At 36.5% G+C, this 21,978-nt stretch carries 22 protein-coding genes; 5 read left to right on the forward strand and 17 right to left on the reverse strand.

From position 1 onward, the window contains the following. Positions 1-2 precede the first annotated feature (2 nt). From CDOMF_RS09100 to CDOMF_RS09140, 9 genes are all read right to left on the reverse strand, one after another. The gene (locus CDOMF_RS09100; RefSeq protein ID WP_260951664.1) at positions 3-1,274 is read right to left on the reverse strand and encodes a PDDEXK-like family protein; all 1,272 of its coding nucleotides are present in this window, start codon (positions 1,272-1,274) and stop codon (positions 3-5) included. Positions 1,275-1,344: 70 nt separating this feature from the next. Next, positions 1,345-1,524 carry a hypothetical protein gene (locus CDOMF_RS09105; protein WP_169937056.1) on the reverse strand — a complete coding sequence of 60 codons (180 nt, stop codon included), beginning with the start codon at positions 1,522-1,524 and terminating at the stop codon, positions 1,345-1,347. Positions 1,525-1,534: 10 nt separating this feature from the next. Further along, a complete protein-coding gene (locus CDOMF_RS09110) occupies positions 1,535-3,163 on the reverse strand; it encodes a hypothetical protein (RefSeq protein WP_260951669.1) in 1,629 nt (542 codons plus the stop codon). Positions 3,164-3,193: 30 nt separating this feature from the next. After that, complete coding sequence (locus CDOMF_RS09115) at positions 3,194-3,526, reverse strand: sigma factor-like helix-turn-helix DNA-binding protein (RefSeq protein WP_260951670.1); 333 nt, start codon at positions 3,524-3,526, stop codon at positions 3,194-3,196. Between the two features lie 62 nt (positions 3,527-3,588). Then, positions 3,589-5,133: a hypothetical protein gene (locus CDOMF_RS09120; RefSeq protein ID WP_260951671.1), complete on the reverse strand. Its 1,545-nt coding sequence runs from the start codon at positions 5,131-5,133 to the stop codon at positions 3,589-3,591. Positions 5,134-5,256: 123 nt separating this feature from the next. Continuing rightward, complete coding sequence (locus CDOMF_RS09125) at positions 5,257-6,027, reverse strand: hypothetical protein (RefSeq protein WP_260951672.1); 771 nt, start codon at positions 6,025-6,027, stop codon at positions 5,257-5,259. A gap of 333 nt (positions 6,028-6,360) precedes the next feature. Further along, positions 6,361-9,693 carry a retention module-containing protein gene (locus CDOMF_RS09130; protein WP_260951673.1) on the reverse strand — a complete coding sequence of 1,111 codons (3,333 nt, stop codon included), beginning with the start codon at positions 9,691-9,693 and terminating at the stop codon, positions 6,361-6,363. 152 nt (positions 9,694-9,845) lie between these two features. Continuing rightward, a complete protein-coding gene (locus CDOMF_RS09135) occupies positions 9,846-10,256 on the reverse strand; it encodes a hypothetical protein (protein ID WP_260951676.1) in 411 nt (136 codons plus the stop codon). After that, positions 10,256-10,627, reverse strand: a complete 372-nt coding sequence (locus CDOMF_RS09140; protein ID WP_260951677.1) for an L-arabinose ABC transporter — start codon at positions 10,625-10,627, stop codon at positions 10,256-10,258. Before CDOMF_RS09140 ends, CDOMF_RS09135 begins: the two co-directional genes overlap by 1 nt. An 84-nt stretch (positions 10,628-10,711) precedes the next feature. Here CDOMF_RS09140 and CDOMF_RS09145 point away from each other — a divergent pair, with 84 nt between their 5' ends. From CDOMF_RS09145 to CDOMF_RS09165, 5 genes are all read left to right on the forward strand, one after another. Further along, the gene (locus tag CDOMF_RS09145; RefSeq protein WP_260951678.1) at positions 10,712-11,224 is read left to right on the forward strand and encodes an ATP/GTP-binding protein; all 513 of its coding nucleotides are present in this window, start codon (positions 10,712-10,714) and stop codon (positions 11,222-11,224) included. Between the two features lie 77 nt (positions 11,225-11,301). Then, positions 11,302-11,997, forward strand: a complete 696-nt coding sequence (gene dut / locus CDOMF_RS09150; RefSeq protein WP_260951680.1) for a dUTPase — start codon at positions 11,302-11,304, stop codon at positions 11,995-11,997. Then, complete coding sequence (locus CDOMF_RS09155) at positions 11,994-12,725, forward strand: EI24 domain-containing protein (protein ID WP_260951681.1); 732 nt, start codon at positions 11,994-11,996, stop codon at positions 12,723-12,725. Before dut ends, CDOMF_RS09155 begins: the two co-directional genes overlap by 4 nt. Positions 12,726-12,810: 85 nt before the next feature. Next, positions 12,811-13,002, forward strand: a complete 192-nt coding sequence (locus CDOMF_RS09160; RefSeq protein WP_260951683.1) for a hypothetical protein — start codon at positions 12,811-12,813, stop codon at positions 13,000-13,002. 14 nt (positions 13,003-13,016) lie between these two features. Further along, positions 13,017-13,412, forward strand: a complete 396-nt coding sequence (locus tag CDOMF_RS09165) for a hypothetical protein (RefSeq protein ID WP_260951685.1) — start codon at positions 13,017-13,019, stop codon at positions 13,410-13,412. Between the two features lie 17 nt (positions 13,413-13,429). Here the strand turns inward: CDOMF_RS09165 and CDOMF_RS09170 are convergent, their stop codons facing one another. The 8 genes from CDOMF_RS09170 to CDOMF_RS09205 all read right to left on the reverse strand — a co-directional run bounded on the left by CDOMF_RS09170 (position 13,430) and on the right by CDOMF_RS09205 (position 21,956). Continuing rightward, complete coding sequence (locus tag CDOMF_RS09170; RefSeq protein ID WP_260951687.1) at positions 13,430-14,203, reverse strand: ABC transporter ATP-binding protein; 774 nt, start codon at positions 14,201-14,203, stop codon at positions 13,430-13,432. After that, the gene (locus CDOMF_RS09175; protein ID WP_260951689.1) at positions 14,203-15,228 is read right to left on the reverse strand and encodes a FecCD family ABC transporter permease; all 1,026 of its coding nucleotides are present in this window, start codon (positions 15,226-15,228) and stop codon (positions 14,203-14,205) included. Before CDOMF_RS09175 ends, CDOMF_RS09170 begins: the two co-directional genes overlap by 1 nt. 2 nt (positions 15,229-15,230) lie before the next feature. Then, the gene (locus tag CDOMF_RS09180) at positions 15,231-15,641 is read right to left on the reverse strand and encodes a hypothetical protein (RefSeq protein ID WP_260951690.1); all 411 of its coding nucleotides are present in this window, start codon (positions 15,639-15,641) and stop codon (positions 15,231-15,233) included. A gap of 35 nt (positions 15,642-15,676) precedes the next feature. Continuing rightward, positions 15,677-16,699: an ABC transporter substrate-binding protein gene (locus CDOMF_RS09185; protein WP_260951691.1), complete on the reverse strand. Its 1,023-nt coding sequence runs from the start codon at positions 16,697-16,699 to the stop codon at positions 15,677-15,679. Between the two features lie 72 nt (positions 16,700-16,771). Further along, entirely contained in the window at positions 16,772-17,176 is a 405-nt protein-coding gene (locus CDOMF_RS09190; RefSeq protein WP_260953177.1) for an acyl-CoA thioesterase, read from the reverse strand. Between the two features lie 18 nt (positions 17,177-17,194). After that, positions 17,195-19,033 (reverse strand): invasion protein CiaB, encoded by a 1,839-nt coding sequence (ciaB, locus tag CDOMF_RS09195; RefSeq protein WP_260951692.1) that lies wholly within the window; start codon positions 19,031-19,033, stop codon positions 17,195-17,197. 88 nt (positions 19,034-19,121) lie between these two features. Beyond that, the gene (locus CDOMF_RS09200) at positions 19,122-19,424 is read right to left on the reverse strand and encodes a hypothetical protein (protein ID WP_260951693.1); all 303 of its coding nucleotides are present in this window, start codon (positions 19,422-19,424) and stop codon (positions 19,122-19,124) included. 87 nt (positions 19,425-19,511) lie between these two features. Beyond that, entirely contained in the window at positions 19,512-21,956 is a 2,445-nt protein-coding gene (locus CDOMF_RS09205) for a molybdopterin-dependent oxidoreductase (RefSeq protein ID WP_260951694.1), read from the reverse strand. Between the last annotated feature and the right edge of the window lie 22 nt (positions 21,957-21,978).

Here is a 21,978-nt window from a genome sequence, read left to right on the forward strand (position 1 = left end):
ATTTAGGGCTTAGGTAAGTTTTTCCAGAACTCGTGTGTTTTTTCTTTTGCGTTTTCATTTATTTCTATAAATTTATCTTTATATTTTGATACAAAACCATTAATCTGTTTAGCAATTTCATCTGCTTTTACCCTGCCTTCTATAATAACCTTAGCTATTTTTGTCTTATCTGACAAATCGCACTCGCCAAAATCTAAACGCTCTTTTTTGTAAGGTTTAAAAGCTTTTTTTATTCGTTCTCCCCATTTGGCATCTTTGTGCTTGTATTTTTCATATAAAATACGATTTGCTGCAATTTTAATATAAAGCTTATTATCTTTTCCTATAAAAACCCAAAACAAAATAATCTCAGCTTCATCGTTTGGTATCCATTTTGGATTGTATATTGACATCCAACCTCGTGAATCATTATAATAATTTTCAGCTTTTAGTCCATCTTCTTCTTTATGTTTCTCAAACTTTTTCACTACTTCATCCATAAATTCCTTAATAATATTTATTTTAACATTCTCAATCCTTTGTTTTTCCTCTACTTTTAGACTATTATAAAAAGCTTCAACTTCTTTATAGTGTTCTTTAATATACTCATACTCTAACTTATCTCGTTGATATTCAAGCTCACCATTTAAAGATTTTAAAACACTTAGATATTGATTTAAAATCAACTTCATATCCGAACTACAATCATTTCTGCAAGACTCTATCCACTGTTTTATCTCTTTTTGGTAGCTTATGGATTTAAATTTTACTCTGACATCATCCCTATCTTCATCACAAACCAAATATCCATCTTTAATCATATTATTATTGCCAATACTTACTCCTGATGGATCTCTACTATCAGGTGATAGATATATAGCATATATATTTTCTCTCTTATATTTTTCATTTATATAAAAGTGATTTACATAGTCAATCAGTTGCCTTTCTCTATCTTTTGCATTAACTTTATTTTCTATTATTACACACTTGTTTCCGTCCTTGATGACCAAATCAACTCTGCGATATTCTGCGGTAGAATATTCAACTGAAACTTCTATTTTTTTCACATCGAACGTAAAATCACAACCACAAATTTTCAAAAATTCCTTCAAAAAACTATCGCCTTTATAATGGTAGCCATTGGGATTTAGCAAAGAGTATATAAATCTTGAGTGTAAATTTACCTCATTGCTATCTTTGTGGAGTGCTAAAAGTATGTTATAATCACACCCGCTTTGCAATTCTTGCTGTATGTATTGCTCCATTTTTGTAAAAAACTCTTGACTATTCATTTCTATTCTCCGTTTTCATTTTATTTTATGCATTTTATTGATTATATTATATCTATAAATCATAATGCAATCACTTACCGCAATCTTTTATAAGTCTATAGTCTGCATCAAATTCATTCAAAATCTCAAAGTTAAATTCACTCTCACCAGCTATTTTTTCGGCAAATTTTATGATTTTATCCACTTTCTCCCATTCAAAATCTTCATTAGCTATAAAAATTTTTATCTCTACGCCCTTTATTTCACTCATTCTTATCCCTCTACCAAAAATACCTATCATTAAAAATATCGCTTTTATTTCCAATATCAGGCAAATCTCGCCCACCAAGCAAAAGCTCAATAGCAAGTTTTCTATTGTCCAAATACCATAACGCATCTTGAGCTGTATGTAAGATATTTTCAAAACTGACACACTTATCACGCTTGAGCTTAAGACACTCCAAGCCCATGTTTTCTTGTTTGCACCTTAAGAAATTCTCAGCCAATACACCATATTTAATAAAACTATCTTTGTCTAAATTCTCAAAGACGTTTTTGCATGCCTGCTCTAAAAACTCCGTGGCAATCTTGTAAATTAAATTAAGACTACACTCTAATTCTTTGTGATTTTTATGCTCTTTTAAAAGCTCAACTATCATTTGACAAAGTGACTTTGCTGCATTAAAATCCAAAAAATCATTAGCTAAAATTTCGGTCGCTTCCACCAGCTCCTCATATTCCGCTTTTAAAGCCCTATTTAAAACCATCCGCTTTATCCAAAGACTTTTTCCAAATATATGAGTTAAAGTTGATAAAAAATATACATTTTTATTTTTAGATATTTTCTTTGCTATTTTCTCCGCCAAATCCAGCTCATCAAAATCGCAGATTAAAATTTCAAGCAAATCTTCGACATCACTAAAAACTCCATCAAAGTCTAGTTTGAAAGATAAATTTAGCATTTCATAAGCCCTATTCTTGTCAAGTTTAGCCATCTTTTTTATAATTTTTGATATTTCGTAGCTTGAGCTAAAGACACTTTTGTTCATATAGAGCTCAAAAGCACGTTCTAAAAGCTCAATTTTATTCTCACAAAAATCAGAAAGCTTTAAAAAATCACCAGAATTTTTGGCAATTTTCATCCCTTTTTGTATCGTGATTTGTTTGATTTGGGGTAGTTCTTTAAAAAGCCCAAAAAGTCCTTCAAGCATATAAAAACTATCTTGTTTTTCTATCTTTTTTGGTAAATTTAGAGCTAGCCAAGCATGTGAAACAAGTCCTAGCTTCAGCCCTTTTTTAAGAACTTTCCTACTAAAAAGTAAATCTTCATGGCTTAAAGCTTTTTGATAAAGCGACCTAGCAATATGGTATTTTCTTAATGTGTATGCCTTTATTGCCATTTTGTAATAAAAGTAACCATATCCTGCATCATGTTGAAGTGCATCTATAAAAAGCTTTTCTACTTCATCGCCAATAATCAATCCTATTTTGGCAAAATTGAGCATATTGTAGTAACAGTTTTCATCTTTTATATTTGACTTTGCTAGATCAAAAAGTTTTTTACACCAAGCAATATCTTTCCAAAATTTATGCACCCTAATAGCTAAAAATGCAAAGTCAGCTCCGCTTTGACACAAACTTTCCATAAAACAAAATATTTTTTTAGCTAAATCTTTTTGCCCTTTTTCAATTAGCCTTGTTCCCACGTCATCCCAAACAAAGATACTGTGCCACCTACGCGAAAATGAAGCTGTGCAAAGCTGCAAAATCAGATCAAATTCATCAACAGTAATCCACTTACCGACCATTCCTTCGAGCACACGAAATGGTATATCTTTACCTAAAGAATAGTCTGCATAATAAAGTCTAGAGATCTTGTGAAGCTTATGTAGTTTTTCACAATTTGCCATATTAAATCCTTAAAATCAATTATCAAATCTCTACAATCTTGTATAATTATAAAAATTTTTCATTATTTTTGGATGTTTAAGTTTTTTAATGGCAGCTGATTCTATCTGCCTTACACGCTCACGACTCACTCCTCCAAGAGCAGCGCCTATCTCCTCGAGTGTGTATTCGCCACCGCCTTTTATCTTGGAGTTAAAAGCTATGTTTTTAACATTTAATACACTGACAATTCTTGATAGATCGCTATTTATATGCTTTAGGGCAAATTTTTGACTTTGATCTAGATTTTGTTCATTTAGCAGGCTTTTTACTTTGTTTTTTAGCTCATTTGCTTCATCTAAAAGATCTAAAATTACAGTTTTCATTCTTATTCCTTTATATAAAATTTTAATTGAATTTTTGAGGTTTTGTCAAACGCCTATTTAATTTATCCATCAAACTTTAAAGCAATTTCAAGTGCACACTCGTCATCTTTTAAAATATCATGCACAAGCCTTGCAATATAGAGCCTATTATCATAATTTTGACACTTTTTAAGCTCTTTCTTTATACACTCTTTTGCCTTATCAATATCACCCAAATATCTAAAATATTCAGCTGCCCTAACTAATGAACAGTTAAAACCTAAAGCTTTTTCACAAGCAAGTCTTAAAATTTGCTCATCTGTTACGTTTTTATAAATTTGTCTAAGTATAAAATCCCAATCATCAGACCTTTTCATAAGCTTAACAGCCTTCAAATAAAGCTCATCGGCTGTTTCACAATCAAAAAACTCCTCTACTAAATAATCAGCTAACTCAATAAAATCCAAAGCATCTTTACACTTCTTTTCAAACATTCTATAAGGTTCCCTCATCCACTCACTATAGCCCATTAAACCCATAGCGACATTTGTCCTATGACTTAAATCTTCAAGATTTTTAGCTTCATTTATCCAAATTTGTAATTTGCCTTTAACTAATTCACACTCACCAAAATACTTGATTAAAATTTTAGCCGTGAGTTCATTGAATCCTTTCTTTTGCTCTAAATTTTCTCTTACCATTTCAAATTCACCGCAATATTCACATAATGCGTCTAAAATAATCTCACTATCTTTAAATTTACTAAGCCCGTCAAGCAAAAAACTACGCGTAACGTCCTTTCCAAAGCACTCATATATAAATTGTGCAGCCTCGCTAAATTCACTTGGATAGTTAGCTATTTGCATTAGCTTTTTGGTTGCTAAGGCTCTTAAATTTTCGCCATTTTGACTAAATTTGGCAAGCTCTAAAATATCTTTAAAGGCTTTAGTTTTATCAAGCCAGATATGCGCAAAATAAAGAGCAGTTTCTCGCTCAATAATATCCTTGATGTTTTCTAAAAAATAAACTGGACAATATTTGCTGAGTTTTAAAGCTTTTAAGATATAACTTTTTGCAATAGAATAAAGCCCTAAAAAATCCACAACACCATCAAGTCTATAAACCTCAAGTCCCATTTCGTAGTAAAAATGTGGATCATACTCACTATACGTTAATGCCTCTCTAGCCAAATTTATACTTTGTCGCTCGTCTAACACTCCAATTTCAATGAAATTTAGCATATTGTAATGACAGTTGTGAGTTTTTGTTGCTTTCTTACCAAACTCATAAAGTCTTTTACACCACTCTTTATCTGCTAAAATTTCATTAATCCTAATAGCCAAAAACGCATAGTCATACCCGGTTTTACAATAACTTTGCATGATTTCAAGCATTTTTTTGGATCCTGCCAAATCGCCATTTTTAGCCATCATAGTAGCTAAATCGTCCCACAAAAATAGATTGTGCCCACTTCTTAAGCCAATGTCTAAATATTGCTTAACTACTCTACTAAAATCATTGCCAAGCTCTTTCTTTAAGTGTAAAATTGCCGGTTTTTCATCAATCTCATAATCTAAATAACGATATCTACAATGCGGACAAAGCAAGTGAAGTTTTTCTGTATTCAATTTAAGCCTTTTTGGAGTTTATATCTGTACATACAAATTTGGCTTAGTAAAATTTTAGGGGATTTACTAAATTTTCTAAAAATTTATGCAATTATGTATAGATTTGTAACATTTTTATTCATTTTACATATCAATAGTTACCAAAGAACTACTTTTTGGTTCAATCTCGTCTTTAATCTCTGGTAAATATTGAGAGATTAATTTTAAAGTTGGGCTAAATTGTTTTACTATTATTTTAAATAAATCTATTGCTTTGTTTTTAAAGCTATCAAGGAGGCTTATTTGTGATTTTAGCTCCTTATTTTCATTCCTTATTTTTGAATTTTGCTCTGAGATATTTTGTATGTTTTCAAATAACTCATCCAATTGATTTTGCTGATGATGAATTATTTCGCTTTGATTGTTTATAGTATACTGATTTTCATAGATTATGTTTTCTAGATTTTGTATCTCATTTTGTTTTGCGATTATTGCTTGATCTTTCTGCTTATATTTATGTATTTGCTCTTGCAATTTTTTGTCTAGGTCACTGTTTTCTATTTTTAATATTTGATTTTCTTTTACAAGCAAAACAACATCTTTAGTTGCATCCATAATTTCTTTTTGCTGATTGTTTTGCTCTGTCAACTGCTTAATTTGTGTAGCTTTCATAGTTATTTCTTGAGTCAAATTTGATATTGTTACAGATTGTTCTTTGGCAGTATTATGAATATTTGACAAATTCTGCTTTAAAGATTTATTTTCTATTTTTAGCTCATCATTTTCACTCACAATAGCTAAATTTTGAGTTTTTATTTTATCTAGATCTAACAATTCTTTCGTTAATTGCTCAACTTTTTCATATAATTTTAAATCTGAATAAAGGTAAATTTTATCTGCAAATTCTTCCCTCACATATTAAACATCTGATGACAATATGGCAAATTCACCAACTTATGAATTAAATTAGGTTTTGTATCTAATGCTTCAATAAATTTGGCTATATCTTGTTTTTTAGCTATGTAACCTCTAATACCAATCAGTGAAATATTAGAAAGTCATGATGTAGAATTTAAAAATCAAACTAAAGTAGTAAAAAGTAATCTACCTGATTTATAGTGCCAAATAAACACTCCGATCTTATAAGCCCGGAGTGTTTATGAAACTCTCTTATGCTTCGCAATAAGACTAAAACAACCCATCTCTATTGTATGTTTTCAACAAGAGAGATAGAATAATTGTCCGTTATTAGCCGTTAGTTAAACCTTTAGTGTCTATATCGTTATCTATAATTATAGATACTGTATTTGTACTGTTAGTGTATGTAGTGTTTCCATCAATAGTGGCTCCAGTACTCCATTTACTGCCATCGGAATCTTTTACCGAGTCATCACTACCACCTTTTATAGTAAGTGTTTCATCACCATTGGACTTATCTATATCTAAAACATCTTTCGCAGTTATATTTAGCTTTGCGCCATCCACTTGAGTTAGATCAATGGATTTTATATTCTCATCCACTGATTTTATATTTGATAAGTCGATAGTCTTACTGCCTTCCATACTATCTATAATTAGATTTCCGCCATTATTAGTAATAGTAGTATCATCGCCGGCGCTTCCTTCTGTCTGACCTGTTATATTTGATTTGTTGTCTGTAATTATAATATCATCACCGCCCCCTGCGTCAATACCGCCTTTAATTGTCGAATCTTTTATTCCTATAGTATCGTTTCCTTGTTTAGAATCAATTCCATCTCCCAAAATGGCGGCTTTATTTTGCTCTTCAAATTTAGAGTTACCTACTGTGGAATTTTCTACTTTGACAGTATCATTACCGCCTCCTCCTTCAATACCGCCTTGAATAATGGAATTATTTTTTATCTCTATTGTATCGTCTCCATCATTGAAATTACTTCCATCTCCTAAGACGACAGAACTGGTCTCATCTTTAAATTTAGGGTTTGCTCCTATTTTAGAATTATCTATTACTATAGTATCCTTACCGCCTTCTCCCAATATTTTAAATCCTACTGTAGAATCTTTAACCGTAATCTTAGAATCCGAATAATGTCCCGCATATATAGTGCCATGCACAGTAGACTTATCTAAGGTTATCTCCCTATCTCCCAGTCCGTTTAAGTCTATCGTTTTATTAACTGTTGAATTTTTTATAGTTACATTTACATTTCCTGCGAAATCATGATTATCAGTAGTATCTCCTTTTTCAATAATCTCTCGCTCTATTCCGCTTCTGACGTGACCTTCTACTATAGTTCCGCCGGATATGTCTACTTTTCCTGCTCCTTTGCCGGCTTCTACGTTTCCTTTTACAGCGGCTTTATCTAGAGTTATTTCATCATCTCCTTCTCTACCATAGATATTTTTTTCCACAGTAGCATTGTTTACGATTATAGTATCCTTACCGTCTCCACTATTTATATTACCTGCGACACTTCCTTTGTTTGTAATATTTATTGTATCATCGCCTGCGTTAGTAAATATATTTCCTTTTACCTCAGTGCTAGCACCGTCTACATTTACAGTATCTTCTCCGTCTCCGGTATTAATATCCTTAAGTACTTTAGCACCGTTTTTTAGAATTACTTTATCATCTCCTGTTCCTGTAGATACGAAATCTACCGATACATTGTCTATTGTAATATCGTCACTATTATCGCCGCCAAATACTCTCGGAGGAGTTTGTCCATCCTCCAATACCACTACTTTTTTGCCTGTATATTCGGCATTATCTTTATTGGCTTCATTTGTTACAACAAGATCTTTTGCATCATCAGAACCAATGATTAGTGTTTTATCATTATTTATATACCAGCCATCTTCTAAAGTAAATTCTCCACTAGGAACCTTTAAATAAGCTTTATTAAACTCTGTTTGATTCTCGCCTTTTTTTACTATTTTTGTTTCTAGTTCAAAGTCTGACTGAAGTTTATTAGTAAGCCAAGGAGATAAATTTGATTTATCGCTTACATTAAAATTACCATCTGCTGCTACAGAACTTGACTTATCTTTATCAAATTCGCTATTTAAAGCTTCAAAATAATTAGTAGTACTACCTCCTATAGTCACTGTAGAGTTATCAGCCAAAGTTGAGCCCTCTATATTAGCCTTATTATCAGTTGATACCGAATCGGCATTATATTTTGACATCTCTCGTACATAAACAGAAGATGGCAATTCGATCTCTGTTACTGGCTCTGGAGTAGTCATATCTACTGCAATATTTCCGTTTGCAGTACCACCTGTATTTCCGTTTTGATCCTGTATGGTAGCGGTTACAGATGATGTTTTACCATCTTGTACAGGAACTGTTACTTCTACGCCGTTAGCTATATTGTCCGGAGTTAATGGAATATCTTGTGAAACAGGGTTTCCGTCAGGTCCTGTTACGGTTACTTTTAACGTATCGCCAGGTTTAGCGTCGGCAGGAATTGTAATTTTTGCTGTTGTGTTATCAGGATCGGTTGAATTTTCACCAGATGATAATGTTCCGTTACTGTTTGCATCCTCAGGGAATGTAATTTCAGGTGTTGGTATGCCAACTACTGCAATATTTCCGTTTGCAGTACCACCTGTATTTCCGTTTTGATCCTGTATGGTAGCGGTTACAGATGATGTTTTACCATCTTGTACAGGAACTGTTACTTCTACGCCGTTAGCTATATTGTCCGGAGTTAATGGAATATCTTGTGAAACAGGGTTTCCGTCAGGTCCTGTTACGGTTACTTTTAACGTATCGCCAGGTTTAGCGTCGGCAGGAATTGTAATTTTTGCTGTTGTGTTATCAGGATCGGTTGAATTTTCACCAGATGATAATGTTCCGTTACTGTTTGCATCCTCAGGGAATGTAATTGTTGGAGCGGAAGGAGCTGGTTGATTTGGTCCCGGTTGTGGTTGCGGTTGCGGTTGTGGTTGCGGTTGTGGTTGTGGTTGCGGTTGTGGTTGTGGTTGCGGTTGTGGTTGCGGTTGCGGTTGTGGTTGTGGTTGCGGTTGTGGTTGCGGTTGCGGTTGTGGTTGCGGTTGTGGTTGCGGTTGCGGTTGTGGTTGCGGTTGTGGATCAGGATTCAATTCTAAAGCATTCGAAATAGGGCTAGAGTTTACACCTGATATATTTGTAGCTGATTGTGAAATATTACTTAAATTTCCAAAACCTTCAAATACATTGCTTATATGTCCAGAATCTGTAAAACTAGTTCCTCCTAGACTAGTTCCTTCTAGACCGGCAGAGCCTCCTCCACCGCCTGCCGCAGTAGCTTCTAAATCTTGTAGTCCTTGTCCTTCCAGTATAGATTTTTGTAAATCATTTATGTCTGCCAATACATTGCTGCTAGAACCGGAATCTATCAAAGATTGATCTAAAACAATCTCATCATTACCTAGTATAGTTATGTCTACACCATTTTTACTAGTAATAATAACTTTTGCATCAGGAGATAGAGTCACAACTTTTTCTCCAACCATTAATTCATCACCTACTTTAAGAACTCTTTCATTACCAAAAGAATCTATTGCAACAACATTTCCGAATAGTTGCTTTACAACGCCTACTAAATTTGACATGTTCATCCTTTTTAAAATTTATTTTGAACGAATTATATCAATAAAAATAATATTAGTATATTGTACTTAGGTACAATATGAATGTAATATATTAAAATTTTTTAAAAATATACTTACAACAAATCATATTATTACTCAAGTATAGATTTGAATCAAAAATTTCTACTCCACTCTATCTTCTTGCCAAAGCCAAGTGCGTTGTTGGTAAATTTTATCCAGTTTAAATTTATAGCGTAAATTTGCGGATTCATAGCAAGAGCATAAGGAAATCGCTTAAAATAAATCTTACGCTCATCTTCGCTTGCTTTACTCATCACGCCCTTAAACTGCACGCCTTTTATATTGCCCACTATCTTTGTATCAAGGGCTATCGTGCCCGCAACCTCACTTGAAATTTCAAGCGCTTTAATGTGAGTCGTTTTATCATCTCCTGCTACGATAAGGTTAAAATTTTCTCTATCAAAAGCATAAAAGCAGCTTGCCGAGTAGGGTTTAGCATCGCTTATAACCGCAAGGCTAAGCAGATGCATCTTGCTTATAAATTTTAAAATTCTCTCATCCATTAGCTTAAAAATCCCGCAAAAAATGCAGAAACTTGAGTGAAATTTAGCGTTATGTAAGATACGATCAATATCCAAAAAGCAAGCAAAACAAGCTCAATTTTTAAGAAATTTCCCTCAAATTTTTTAAACGCTAAAGTTGCGGCCAGTCCGCCTAAAACGCCGCCGATTAACGAAAAATAGTGAATCGCGGAAGGCTTTACAAATTTAGGCAAAAGATCTTTAAAAAATAGCGCAAACATAACAAACGCAAGCGAATTTGCAAGCAGCAGATAATAAGCGATAACCGGAATTTGCGGATAGAATTTATGCAGGATAAAACTCAGACAAGTTATCGCAATAAGCGCAAAAACTCTCGCTCCAAAGCAGCACATTTTAAGCCTTTTTTGTTTAATTTTACAAAAATCGCTATTAAGTTTGGTTGAGATTTGACGATTTAAAAAACAAAAAGGATTTTTATGCAGATTAATTCAAGTTACGCGAATTTCAACAACTTCTACTTCAGCTTCAAGACAAGCAGTGGAGATGAGATCAAATTTTCGATGTATGATAATAAAAGCTTTGAGTATGCAAGCTCTCGCTCCTCAAACGCTCAAAGCCGATCTTTAACGCTAACGCACGAGTATGGATATAACTTTTCTTATGTCGGAAACGGGCTTGATGAAAACGATAAAAAAGAGCTAGCTAAAGCGCTTGAAAGCATAGCTCCTAGCATAGATGAGTTTATGAAAAATGTAAAAGCGGGCGAAACTCCTGCGTTTGCTAAGCTTACAAACCTTGCAAATAGCCTTAAAAAAGAGCTTCCGGCCATCAAAGACATAAATCACAAAAATTTCGTTAGCGAAGGCACTTTAAGGCTGTTTGACGAGCTACTTAAACAAAATAAAGCCGATTTAAACCTGCTTGAAAACTCTAAAAAGCTGTTTGATAGCCTTATAGAGCAACTTGACAGCTTCAAACTATACGTTTAGCCTGAATTTAGCGTTTGCAATGTAGCTGTTATTAAAATTTCGTTATAATCTCGCAATTTGAAAATAAGGAAATATTTATGAACGCACAAGAGATGATAGCGCAAATGCTAAATTTGCAGCAAATTTTAAATGACGAAACTAACGGCACAGGCTGGGAAGAAGGCGTAAATAAAAATGGCAAGCTGATAAACTGGAGACGCTGCATATATATGGAGTGCGCAGAGCTCATAGATAGCTTTGCTTGGAAGCACTGGAAAGACATAAACGCGCCTACAAATAGAGAAAATTTGCGCGTTGAAGTGGTTGATATCTGGCACTTTTTGATGAGCCTTATGCTTGAGCAATACAAGATAAAAAACCTAGGCGACATAGCAAAATTAAGCGAAGCAATATGTGCTTCAAGCGGGTTTAACGAGTTTTGCAAGGACGCTTACAACATCGAGGACGAGAGCATTTACGAAGTGATGAACGACATAGAGATGCTCATACACAAATCAAGCGGCTTTGAGTTTCAGCTCTTTGACTTGCTTAAAGTGTATTTTGCGATGAGCCTAAAATGCGGCGTAAATTTAAACTCGCTATATGAGTGCTACATCGGTAAAAACGTGCTAAATCGCTTCCGCCAAAACAACGGCTATAAAGACGGCACTTATAAAAAAGTCTGGAACGGCAAGGAGGACAATGTAGTCATGAGCCAAATTTTAAAGCTAAATTTAAACGGCGTTGATGAGATATACGGCTATCTTGAAAACGAGTATAAAAAAGTAAAATGATAAGAAATTTTAACCTCGCCGTTAAGGACTTTTTAACGGCTAAATTTCTGCTTTTATCAAGCTTGCCGCTTGTGCTGAGCATTATAATTTTGGGTGCGCTTATGATATTTGGTGGCAAGGAAATTTACACAGCCTTAAGCATGGGCGCTGCAAGCGGAGATTTTAGCTTTTTAGACGAAAACGCCCACCCTTACATCGCTCAAATTCTCTCTTACGGCGTTACGAAATGGATAGTTTCGGCTCTCTTTTACCTCACAGGAACATTTTTCGTGCTTATACTTTCTGTGTTTATAGCTCTCATTGTGGCTGGCTTTTTAACTCCGGTTGTAACCGAAGAGATAAACAAAAGACACTATAAGCTACCTAAATTTGAGACCATCTCGCTAGCTAGATCGCTAAAGCTTATGGCAATAGCAATCGGCAAATTTAGCCTGCTTTTTCTCATAAGTCTTCCGCTTTTGTTCGTTCCGGTTTTAAATTTATTCATCATAAACGTGCCGTTTTTTTACCTTTACTACTCGCTTTTATTTATCGATATCGGCTCAAACACGCTTAGCAAAAACCGCTTTGAGATAGCACTACTTGATATGGGCGGATATGAGTATAAATTTACCGCGCTTATATTTTATCTGCTCTGTTTGATACCGCTTGTCGGGCTGTTTTTGCAAATTTTCTTTGTGATTTACTTTTCGCACTTTTTCTTTCAAAAAGAGCAAATTCGCGTCTAAATTTGCTAAAATTTGCATTGATTTGAGTCATCTTGGATCTTTAAATTTCAAGCTAAAATAACGAAAATTTTAAGAAGGATTTATAATGAAAATAAACGGAATGTATGTGTGCAACGTATGCGGACTAACCAGCGAAGAGAACAAAAATGCGGTATTTATACACGCTCACAAAGACGGCCAAGAGGTTGATATCTGCACCAGCTGTATCCCAAGCGTAGTGCACGGCTCAGGACTGGTCGTTAAGTCAAACGAAGAGTTGCTTGACGATATGGATTAATTTTAGGATGAAATATGGCAACTTGCACTATCATTTCAAAGATAAACTGCGATATCAAAAGAGTTTGGCAAGTTGTCACGTCTTTTAAAGAGTGCGCGTGGCGTAGCGATTTAAAAGAGACTAAAATTTTAGATAAAACTCATTTTGTAGAAATTTCAAAAAACTCTCGCCAAACAAATTTTAAAATAACTCTTTGTAAACCCTACGAAAGGCTTGAACTAGAGATAGAAAATGAGAGCATAAAGGGATCTTGGATAGGCATTTTCAAAGAAGAAAACTCACAAACCATCTTAAATTTCACAGAAAACATAAAACCTAAAAATATCTTTCTAGCACCGATTTTATATCTTTACCTAAAAAGACAGCAAAATTTGTATATTTCAGATTTAAAAAGAGCTCTAAACTGCTAAAGTTTGGCTCTTTAGCTTTAAAGCGGATAAGTTAAACAACAACTTCGCTTTACGCTCTCAACGAAGCTCACATCAAGCGGAGTATCGTAAAGTTGGCTTAAATTTTCGCTTTTGATTATCTCGCTTACACTCCCGCACTCAACCTCTCCGCCGTTTTTCACAAGTACTACAACTCCGCCAAGCAAGATGGCAAAGTCAGGATTATGCGTGGTTAGGATTATGGTGTAGCCCTTTTCAAGCAGCCATTTTGCCATTTTTAAGAACTTATACTGGTTGCCAAAATCAAGCGCGGACGTAGGCTCATCAAAGATGATGAGTTCAGGCTCGGCGGTAAGGGCTCTGGCGATAGAACTCATCTGCTTTTCTCCTCCGCTCATTTGGGTTATAAATTTGCTTTCAAGATGGCCGATACCAAGCATTTGGATGTATTTTTTAGCCGTTTCGTAGTCCTCTTTGGCAGGCTTGGCAAAAATTCCAAGGTGAGCCGCTCGCCCCATTGTGATGTATTCAAGCGCGCTGTATTCGTACTCGCAAACCTCACTTTGCGCCACATACGCCATGAGCTTAGCTCGCTCTTTGCTACTCATATCAAGCACGTTTCGTCCATTGAGCATAACCTTGCCGGAATTTGGCTTAAGCGCACCGCTCATAAGACCCAGCATAGTTGATTTGCCCGCACCGTTTTTACCAAGCACGGTTAAAATTTCGCCCTTTTTAAGGCTTAAATTTACGTTTTTAAGACGCCCGGCACCGTTTGGATAGGCAAAATTTAGATCGATTATCTCAAGCATCAAACAACCCTTTTGTTTTTAAAAAGCACCCAGACGAAAAAGGTCGTGCCGATAAAGCCCGTAAGCACGCCAAGCGGCACTTCGCTAACGCTCATCGTGCGAGCCAAAGTATCAACGATAACCAAAAAAATCGCACTCATAAATATGCTTGCCGGTATGCTTCTTGAGTTATCGGCTCCTACTAGCATGCGCGCAAGATGAGGCATCAAAAGCCCTATCCAAGCCACTATACCGCTTATGCAAACACTACTTGCCGTAAGCAGTGTCGCGCAAACTATGATGATGCCTCGCTCAAGTGCGACGTTTACGCCAAGCCTAGCCGCGCCAAGATCGCCAAGCGAGAGCAAATTTATCCGCCAGCTCATAAGTATGAGCAAGATCACGCAAACGACCATGATAGGCGCAAGCACGTATAAATTTGCCACATCTACCTTAGCTAGGCTTCCAAGCTGCCAGTAGACGATGTCGGCTAGCTTGGTTTCCGGGTCTGCGATGTATTTTAAAAAGCCGATTATCGACATCATGAGTCCGCTTACGATGACGCCTGAAAGCACGAGCATAAGGGTACTTGCTCGACCCATAAGCTTTGGTATGCTTAGCGTCATGCCAACGGCGATCAAGCCGCAGACAAACGCCATAGCCTGAATGCCAAGCAATGAAAAATCAAGCAGTATCGCGCTCGCTGCACCCACGCAAGCGCCAGCCGAGACGCCAAGTAGATCGGGGCTTACCAGCTGGTTTCTAAAAACTCCTTGATACGCGGTGCCGCTTACTCCAAGCGCAGCTCCTACTAAAATCGCCGCGATGATGCGAGGAAGGCGAATCTGCGTAACGACGTTGTAAATATTCTGAGGTATCTCAAGCTCAAATCCAAGCAAAGCCAGCATAGAGCGCGCCACATCGCCAAAACCCACGCTAAATCTACCAATGCCAAGAGCTAAAATCGCCGTTATAAAAGTAAGCGCGACAAGCAAGATGAGCGTAAATTTAAACGAGACTTGCCTTTTTATCAGTTTTAAACTCACAACTAGCCTTTAAAAGTAAATTTCGCAAAAATGACCTGAAATGCGCTAACTACAAACATAGGCAACGCAAGTAGTGCAAAAAGCAAAGCAAACTCATGTATCATAGCGCCTTGGGTAAGTAAAAAATAAAGCAAAATAACTATCATGATCTCGCCAAATGGCATTATGAAAAGATTATAAAGCACCTTTTTATCGGCTTTAAAATTTACAAATTTAAGATACAAAAACGACACAACCGAAGGCAGAAAAAAGAGCAGAAATAAAATCAAAATTTCATGCAAGCCAAAAGAGCCTAAAAATTTTAAATTCTCATGATCATAAAATAAAGAAGCCGCACAAGCTATCACAACCGCCAAAACCGCTCCGCCCAATACAAAATAGTTAAAAGCCGGCTTTTCGTAAAATTCTTGCATGAGCTTCTTTCTTTGATAGTTTTATTAAATTTGAGCTATTTACCCTCCGGACTTAGTCCTTTTAGGATGTAGCCAAACTCCTCGTCACTTAGTTCGTAGTTCATAAATCGCTTATAAAATTTCTTAGTTTCAGCCTTCATATCGATGTTTTGAAACTTCTCAGGATGCAGAGTTTTAGCCGCCCAAAGTATCTGAAGAGCGCCTTCCGAGCCGTATCTATCCCAGCTAAACACGCCGCTTGGATTGCCGTAAACTCTCTTATCTTTAACCGCTTTTAGCCCAGAAAACGCTACATCTTTATAAATTTTTTCAACGGCTTGCTCGTTTTTAACGCCTCCAACGATAATCACATCAGGATCTGCTTTGATGATCTCTTCGGCGGTGATCTCTATCATATTGCCCTCTTTTTCGATAGCGTTAACTCCGCCTGCAAGCTCGATCCACTCGTTTATGATAGTCTTTTTGCCATCAACTTTTAGCAAATTTGTGCCGTTTAGTATGTGAAGCACTTTTGGGCGATCGGAAGCTGAAATTTTGCTTGTTACATCATTTACGAGCTTAAAATTTGCGTCAAAATAGTCGTTAAACTCTTTAGCTTTTTTAACCGCATCATCGCCGATTATCTCAGCTGTCATCATCACACTTTTTTTCATATCGTCATAGTTTGTAAAAAGCGCGTAAAATACGTTAAATCCATGCTTTACCAGCTCTTCGCGGTAGTTTTTGTTTGACACGATGATAGCATCGGGAGCTAGCTTTACGAGCTCTTCTATCTGGATATCGTTGCCGTTTAGTGAAGCGGGAATTTGCGCGATAGGCTTATAGATGTGTGCAAACCACTTGTTTTGCTTGATCTTATCGGTAGTTGCCACGATCTTGTCTGCACCGCCTACCGTTAGGATCATCTGGTTATTTGCATGCCAAAGAGCGCCGATTTTTTTAGTTACGGCAGGAATTTTTACCTCATTTCCGGCCATATCCTTGACGCTTCTAAATTCGCTTGCATTTAGGCTTAAAAGACCCAAAATAAGTAGAGAAACTAAGCTTAGCTTTTTCATAAATATCTCCTTTATATAATTTAATATATAAAAGAAATATTACAAAAATGCATATTAAAATTAGCTGTAAATTTAAAACCCGTGCAGTCTCTTTAACTCTTCATCGATCGGCTTTTTATGCCCGTCTTTTGTGACACTTACGTAGGTGGCGATCGCGCTTGTTACGTGTATGCACTCGCGAAAGCCGTCTTTATTTAGCCTTAGAGCCGTTACTTCTATCTGCGTTTTTATCGAAGTTTTGCCCACTGCAAGAATTTTAGCGTAGCAGCTAACCACATCTCCTATAAAGACAGGCTCTTTAAAGATAACCTCTTGCATAGATATCGTTACAACTCTCTCAGGCGCCACTTCACGCGCGGCGGTCGCTCCCGCAAGGTCGATCTGACTCATTATCCAACCGCCAAATATATTGCCCGCAGAGTTTGTATCCTTCGGAAGCGCAACCAGCTTGATACGCGGCTCACCCATTGAATCTATCATCCACTCTCCTTTTTGTTAGTTTTGTTTTTTGGCTATCTCTTGCCACTTTTGCCATTCGCCGCTATTATCGACCTCATTGCCGATCTTTTGGTACTTGTCGTAGTAAAATTTCACAAATTCTTTCACGGTCTCATCTTTTGGCAAATAGCTTTGTCCGTCACGCTCGCAAAATTTGGCTAGAAACTCGCCCGCTTCAGCCTTTTTAACGTAATGAGTAGCCAAATCCTCGTAGTTTTTCATGCAAATTTCTTTAAATTTCTCGTAGCTTTGCAAGCTAAAATTCACGCTTAATTTCCCATCTTTAAAGCTAAGCACACCCGCTTTAAAAAGCAAGCTAAGATGAATGAGCCCTTCGCAATAATACGCCCTAACCTCATCAACCTCACGCCAAGCTATAAGCCCCACAGAGCGAGCTATGAGATCGTGAAATACAGGCATCTTATACTCTTCATCCTCATGTAAAAAGAAGTTCACAAGCCCGCCGGTGGTCGCCTTATACTCTTCGATGTATTTAAATACACCTCCCGTGTTCATCTCTTTTTCGCTATCTTCGCTCACAAAAAGCACGTGTCCAAACTCATGTCCGATCGTTGAAATTTCATAAACTCTTCTCCATACTTCAGGTTTGGTAAATAAAATTTCTCTTCCGAAATTTAAAAACTCTTTATCAAAAATTTCGCCCGAAAGCCTCATAAAAGGCCTAGCTTTTGCACTTTCATAGACGTGATTTACAAAGGCAAAAATTTTCTTACCGCACTTTTTGCTTACAAACTCATCGTTTGGTACGACTTGGGCTGAAAATAGCCCGTTAAGCTCGGCTCCGTAGTAAATCATGGGATTTGATATATAAAGCTGAGTTTTGTTTATATTTGAAAGCACAAGCTCGTGCATTTTAAGGCTATTTGCGACCACTTGCTTATAAATTTTTTCAAAGCTCTCTTTGATCTCGCGTCTAAATTTCTCCTCGTCAAACTCGCTTACTTCAGCAAGCCTGATGTCCCACTCAAGCGCGACCGCGTGCGTGTAGGCATCCTCGTAGTATTCAAGCGGATGTCCTACTTGAAGCTGCGAGCGCACATCCATCCAAGCTATCTCAGCCTCTTGCCAAACAGATATCACTTTAGAGTTATCCGTCTCGCAAAAAGCGTCTTTGAGCTTGATAAAATAGTTCACATAGGACTTGTGATCTTCTTGCAAAGCTATTTTTTTAAGGCTTTCTATCATCTTATCAAGCCTATTTGCCACCTTGCCGACCTCATCTTTAAAAGCCAAAACATAAGGCACAAATTCATATTTTTCGCCTGATTTTACAACCGCTCCGTAGCTTCTGTCTGCTTTCTCACCGCTTGGTTCGGTCTGAAAAAGCTTGTTTTCATCAATAAATTTCAAAGCCTCGTTAAAATCTTTAAATTTAGCCTCAAATTCTTTATTTGTAGTCTGTAAAATTTGCTTATTCCACGATATTTGCCAGTCGTTCATCGCAAGTCCTATGTCGTGAACTCCCTTTAGCAGTGTTATATAAAATTCGTCCAAAACGCCCTCTTGCGCGATTTGATTTATCAAATTTGCGTGGCGACTTTCATAAAGATTTTTTACATATATAAACATCCGATCTTTTACCACTTTTATCTCTTCTTCGCTCTTTTTAAGCTTTTTTAGCTCGTTTTCAAGCGGCTCTTCTTTAAGATCTACAACACGTCTTAAAACGGCTATTTTTTCGCTCTTTGCACCCTCAAATCCAGCTATCTTAAGCCCTTCGCTTAATATATCGTTATCTTCAAGATTTGTGTAAAGTGCGTTTAGTTCAGCCTTGAAAGCCTTTAAAATTTGTGAAACTCTCACAAAATCATTCATACTTATCCTTTGATTTTTTATTTTAATATTGTAACTTAAATTAATTATGTTTATCAAGTAAGATTTGAATACAAATTAAGATTTTAACCTATTGATAAGATCGCACAGGCTGCATAAGCTCTATTGCTTCTTTGATTGACTGAGTAGCTTTTATGCAGACATTGTCTCTGTCGCTTAAAGTATTTATTCTCTCAAGACCCTTATTAAAAGCATCTTTCATCTTTTTAACTTCGGCTTGCTCATGTTTGTTATTTTCAGCTCTGGCGTCTAGTATGCTAAACATCTCATAGGCTGTTTTCTTATACTCTTCGCAAGGATCATTAGGCTCCGATACGGTCGCAACGCCAAATGCAAAGACTGAAGTTATCATTAGAAATAGAATTTTTTTCATATTTTTCCTTTTCAATTTTGACAATTTGACAATATGATAACATAAAACAGTTTAGAGAGTTTAGCCCAAGAAACCTTGGGCTAAATTTTATAGAGATTGAATAATAATAGGTTTTGAAAATGCTTTTATAGGCTTAATCTCGCCTTTAAATTTCTCAACCTGTGCTAGAGTTGTGTGGGCTGTATTGCTTTGAGCTAGCTTACTTGTGCCTTTATCACGAGTTAATACGTTTACGCAGCCATGTTGGCAAAGGCTCTTTTCTCCCCATTTTTCAGGATCATACCACGCACCTTCGCATATTGCCGCAACCTTTTCTTGAATAAGATCGGTTATAAGCACACCTGCTAAAATTTCACCGCGATCATTAAATACTCTTACAATGTCACCATTGGCAAGACCTCTTTCTTTAGCATCTTTTGGATTCATCAAAATAGGCTCTCTGCCGCTAACCTCGGCAAAATTTCTAATAATAGAGTTATTTAGCTGAGAGTGTAAGCGATATCTTGAGTGAGGACTTACTATATGTATCGGATATTTTTTAGTCTTTTCGCTACCGAGCCACTCGAATGGCTCTAGCCAAGTAGCATGTCCAGGGCAGTCATCATAGCCATATTTAGCTACGGCAGGAGAGTAAATTTCAATCTTACCGGATGGTGTTCCAAGGCGATTTTTTACAGGATTTTCTCTAAACGCCGCTAGTCTAGTGTATAGCTCGGTCTCTTTCTTATCTTGCTCAAATCTTACAAAGCCTTTTTCCCAGAACTCTTCAAATTTAGGCATTTGCACATTGAGATTTTTTGCTTGAGTTACCGCATCGTTGTAGAATTCCTTAACCCAATCAAGCTCTGATTTTCCTTCTGTGAATACTTCGCCAACGCCCCATCTTTTACAAATTTGCTCACAAATCCAAAAGTCGCTCTTGCTCTCTCCCATAGGATTAATGATAGGTCTATATGCTACGATATATTCGCCGTTTGGAGCGGTTTGGTTGATGTCGTTTCTCTCAACTTCGATAGCCACAGGGAATACTATATCAGATAACCTTGCTGTACTCGTCCAATAAGGCTCTGCGGTGATAACTGTCTCAAATTTCTTCCATTGTTTAACGATATTATTTACATCTTGGTGACGTGTAAACATCGAACCTGATGCATTATAAGCGACTCTCATATGTGGAAGCTTTATCTTTTTACCGTTATGATCTATTTCTTTGCCTGGATTTTCAAGTGCTTCGATAGAGCGTGATGAAGGAATAGTTACGTTTTTAAATTTTTTCCAAGGAGAGTCTGGTGTCTCATATTTTTCACTGATTCTTGTGCTAAGACCCTTTAAAACCGGAGCTATCTTATCTCCGGCGCCGCCTGAGTTATATCCTAAACTAAACTCAAACCCAAGACCCTCTTTGCCGATATGCCCTAGCATAGCGTTTAGAGTAACTAAAGCCCAGAAAATTTGCTCTCCGTGGTCTGCTCTTTGAAGTGCGCGACCTATTAAAATAGTAGTAGGCTCTTTTGCTAGTTTTTCTGCAAATTTAGCGATGTATTCAGGTTGAACACCACAAATTTTACTAGCCCACTTAACATCTTTAACAATCTTATCTTCCACACCAAGCAAATAGTCTTTAAATTTATTAAATCCAACCGTATATTTTTTAATAAACTCGGCATCATAAAGATGATTTTCATATAGATAGTGGCACATTCCAAGCACCATTGCGGTATCGGTATTGGGTACAACTATTATAGGTTCAGAGCCTAAATAGCGAGCAGTATCGTTAACCATTACGTTTACGCTATAAGTTTTTATGCCTGATTTTTTAAGATCTATGATGCCAGGATAGTTAGAATGAAGTGGAGGAATAGAACCTATTTGATTTGTAACTATCGGATCAGTACCCCAAAATACTACGTTTTTAGCATTTTTGACAACGGCTTTCCACTTGGTTGGTGTATCATAAACCGAACCGCTTCCCAATACATAAGGCATTATAGTAAGACCCGCTCCCGTCGAATAATCATCAGTCTCCTCAACATATCCGCCAAGAATTTTTAACATTCTGTGAGCTACGGTTCTGCCCCAGCCTACTTTACCGCTACCGCCCCACCAGTAGCACTCACCGTAGATACTTTCAGGGCCATATTTATCGAAATTTTCTTTTAAAGCCTTAGCGGCAAGATCAAGAGCTACATCCCAGCTAACTCTTACAAACTCTTCATTACCTCTTAATTCGCTTTTTGCAGGACCTTTAGCCTTTAGATAGCTTTTTCTTACCATCGGATAAAGAACTCTGTTTTCGTTTTGAATTACATCCGGCAGCGAATAATTCATAGTATTTGGAAATTTATCACCTTCAAAATCACTTACAGAAACGATCTGCCCTGAATTTATATTGGCCCAAAAAGTTCCAAATCTATTTGCTCCAAAAACTTTCTTATTGTCAAAAATAGTTTTTGTAACACCATCAATCCTACTAGCGCTCAAAGAGCTAGCTCCAAGAATAGCTGAGGTCTTTATAAAATCTCGTCTTTTCATATTATCCCCTTTTCTAAATATT

It is taken from the genome of Campylobacter sp. RM16187, assembly GCF_025319965.1.
GTDB lineage: Bacteria > Campylobacterota > Campylobacteria > Campylobacterales > Campylobacteraceae > Campylobacter_A.

Coding starts and splice junctions, on each gene's coding strand:
- CDOMF_RS09155 (WP_260951681.1), top strand. CDS start 11,994: ATGATAAGAAATTTTAACCTCGCCGTTAAGGACTTTTTAACGGCTAAA.
- CDOMF_RS09180 (WP_260951690.1), bottom strand. CDS start 15,641: ATGCAAGAATTTTACGAAAAGCCGGCTTTTAACTATTTTGTATTGGGC.
- CDOMF_RS09105 (WP_169937056.1), bottom strand. CDS start 1,524: ATGAGTGAAATAAAGGGCGTAGAGATAAAAATTTTTATAGCTAATGAA.
- dut (WP_260951680.1), top strand. CDS start 11,302: ATGAACGCACAAGAGATGATAGCGCAAATGCTAAATTTGCAGCAAATT.
- CDOMF_RS09140 (WP_260951677.1), bottom strand. CDS start 10,627: ATGTGCTGCTTTGGAGCGAGAGTTTTTGCGCTTATTGCGATAACTTGT.
- CDOMF_RS09200 (WP_260951693.1), bottom strand. CDS start 19,424: ATGAAAAAAATTCTATTTCTAATGATAACTTCAGTCTTTGCATTTGGC.
- CDOMF_RS09165 (WP_260951685.1), top strand. CDS start 13,017: ATGGCAACTTGCACTATCATTTCAAAGATAAACTGCGATATCAAAAGA.
- CDOMF_RS09170 (WP_260951687.1), bottom strand. CDS start 14,203: ATGCTTGAGATAATCGATCTAAATTTTGCCTATCCAAACGGTGCCGGG.
- CDOMF_RS09135 (WP_260951676.1), bottom strand. CDS start 10,256: ATGGATGAGAGAATTTTAAAATTTATAAGCAAGATGCATCTGCTTAGC.
- ciaB (WP_260951692.1), bottom strand. CDS start 19,033: ATGAATGATTTTGTGAGAGTTTCACAAATTTTAAAGGCTTTCAAGGCT.
- CDOMF_RS09160 (WP_260951683.1), top strand. CDS start 12,811: ATGAAAATAAACGGAATGTATGTGTGCAACGTATGCGGACTAACCAGC.
- CDOMF_RS09205 (WP_260951694.1), bottom strand. CDS start 21,956: ATGAAAAGACGAGATTTTATAAAGACCTCAGCTATTCTTGGAGCTAGC.
- CDOMF_RS09130 (WP_260951673.1), bottom strand. CDS start 9,693: ATGTCAAATTTAGTAGGCGTTGTAAAGCAACTATTCGGAAATGTTGTT.
- CDOMF_RS09115 (WP_260951670.1), bottom strand. CDS start 3,526: ATGAAAACTGTAATTTTAGATCTTTTAGATGAAGCAAATGAGCTAAAA.
- CDOMF_RS09145 (WP_260951678.1), top strand. CDS start 10,712: ATGCAGATTAATTCAAGTTACGCGAATTTCAACAACTTCTACTTCAGC.
- CDOMF_RS09110 (WP_260951669.1), bottom strand. CDS start 3,163: ATGGCAAATTGTGAAAAACTACATAAGCTTCACAAGATCTCTAGACTT.
- CDOMF_RS09100 (WP_260951664.1), bottom strand. CDS start 1,274: ATGAATAGTCAAGAGTTTTTTACAAAAATGGAGCAATACATACAGCAA.
- CDOMF_RS09185 (WP_260951691.1), bottom strand. CDS start 16,699: ATGAAAAAGCTAAGCTTAGTTTCTCTACTTATTTTGGGTCTTTTAAGC.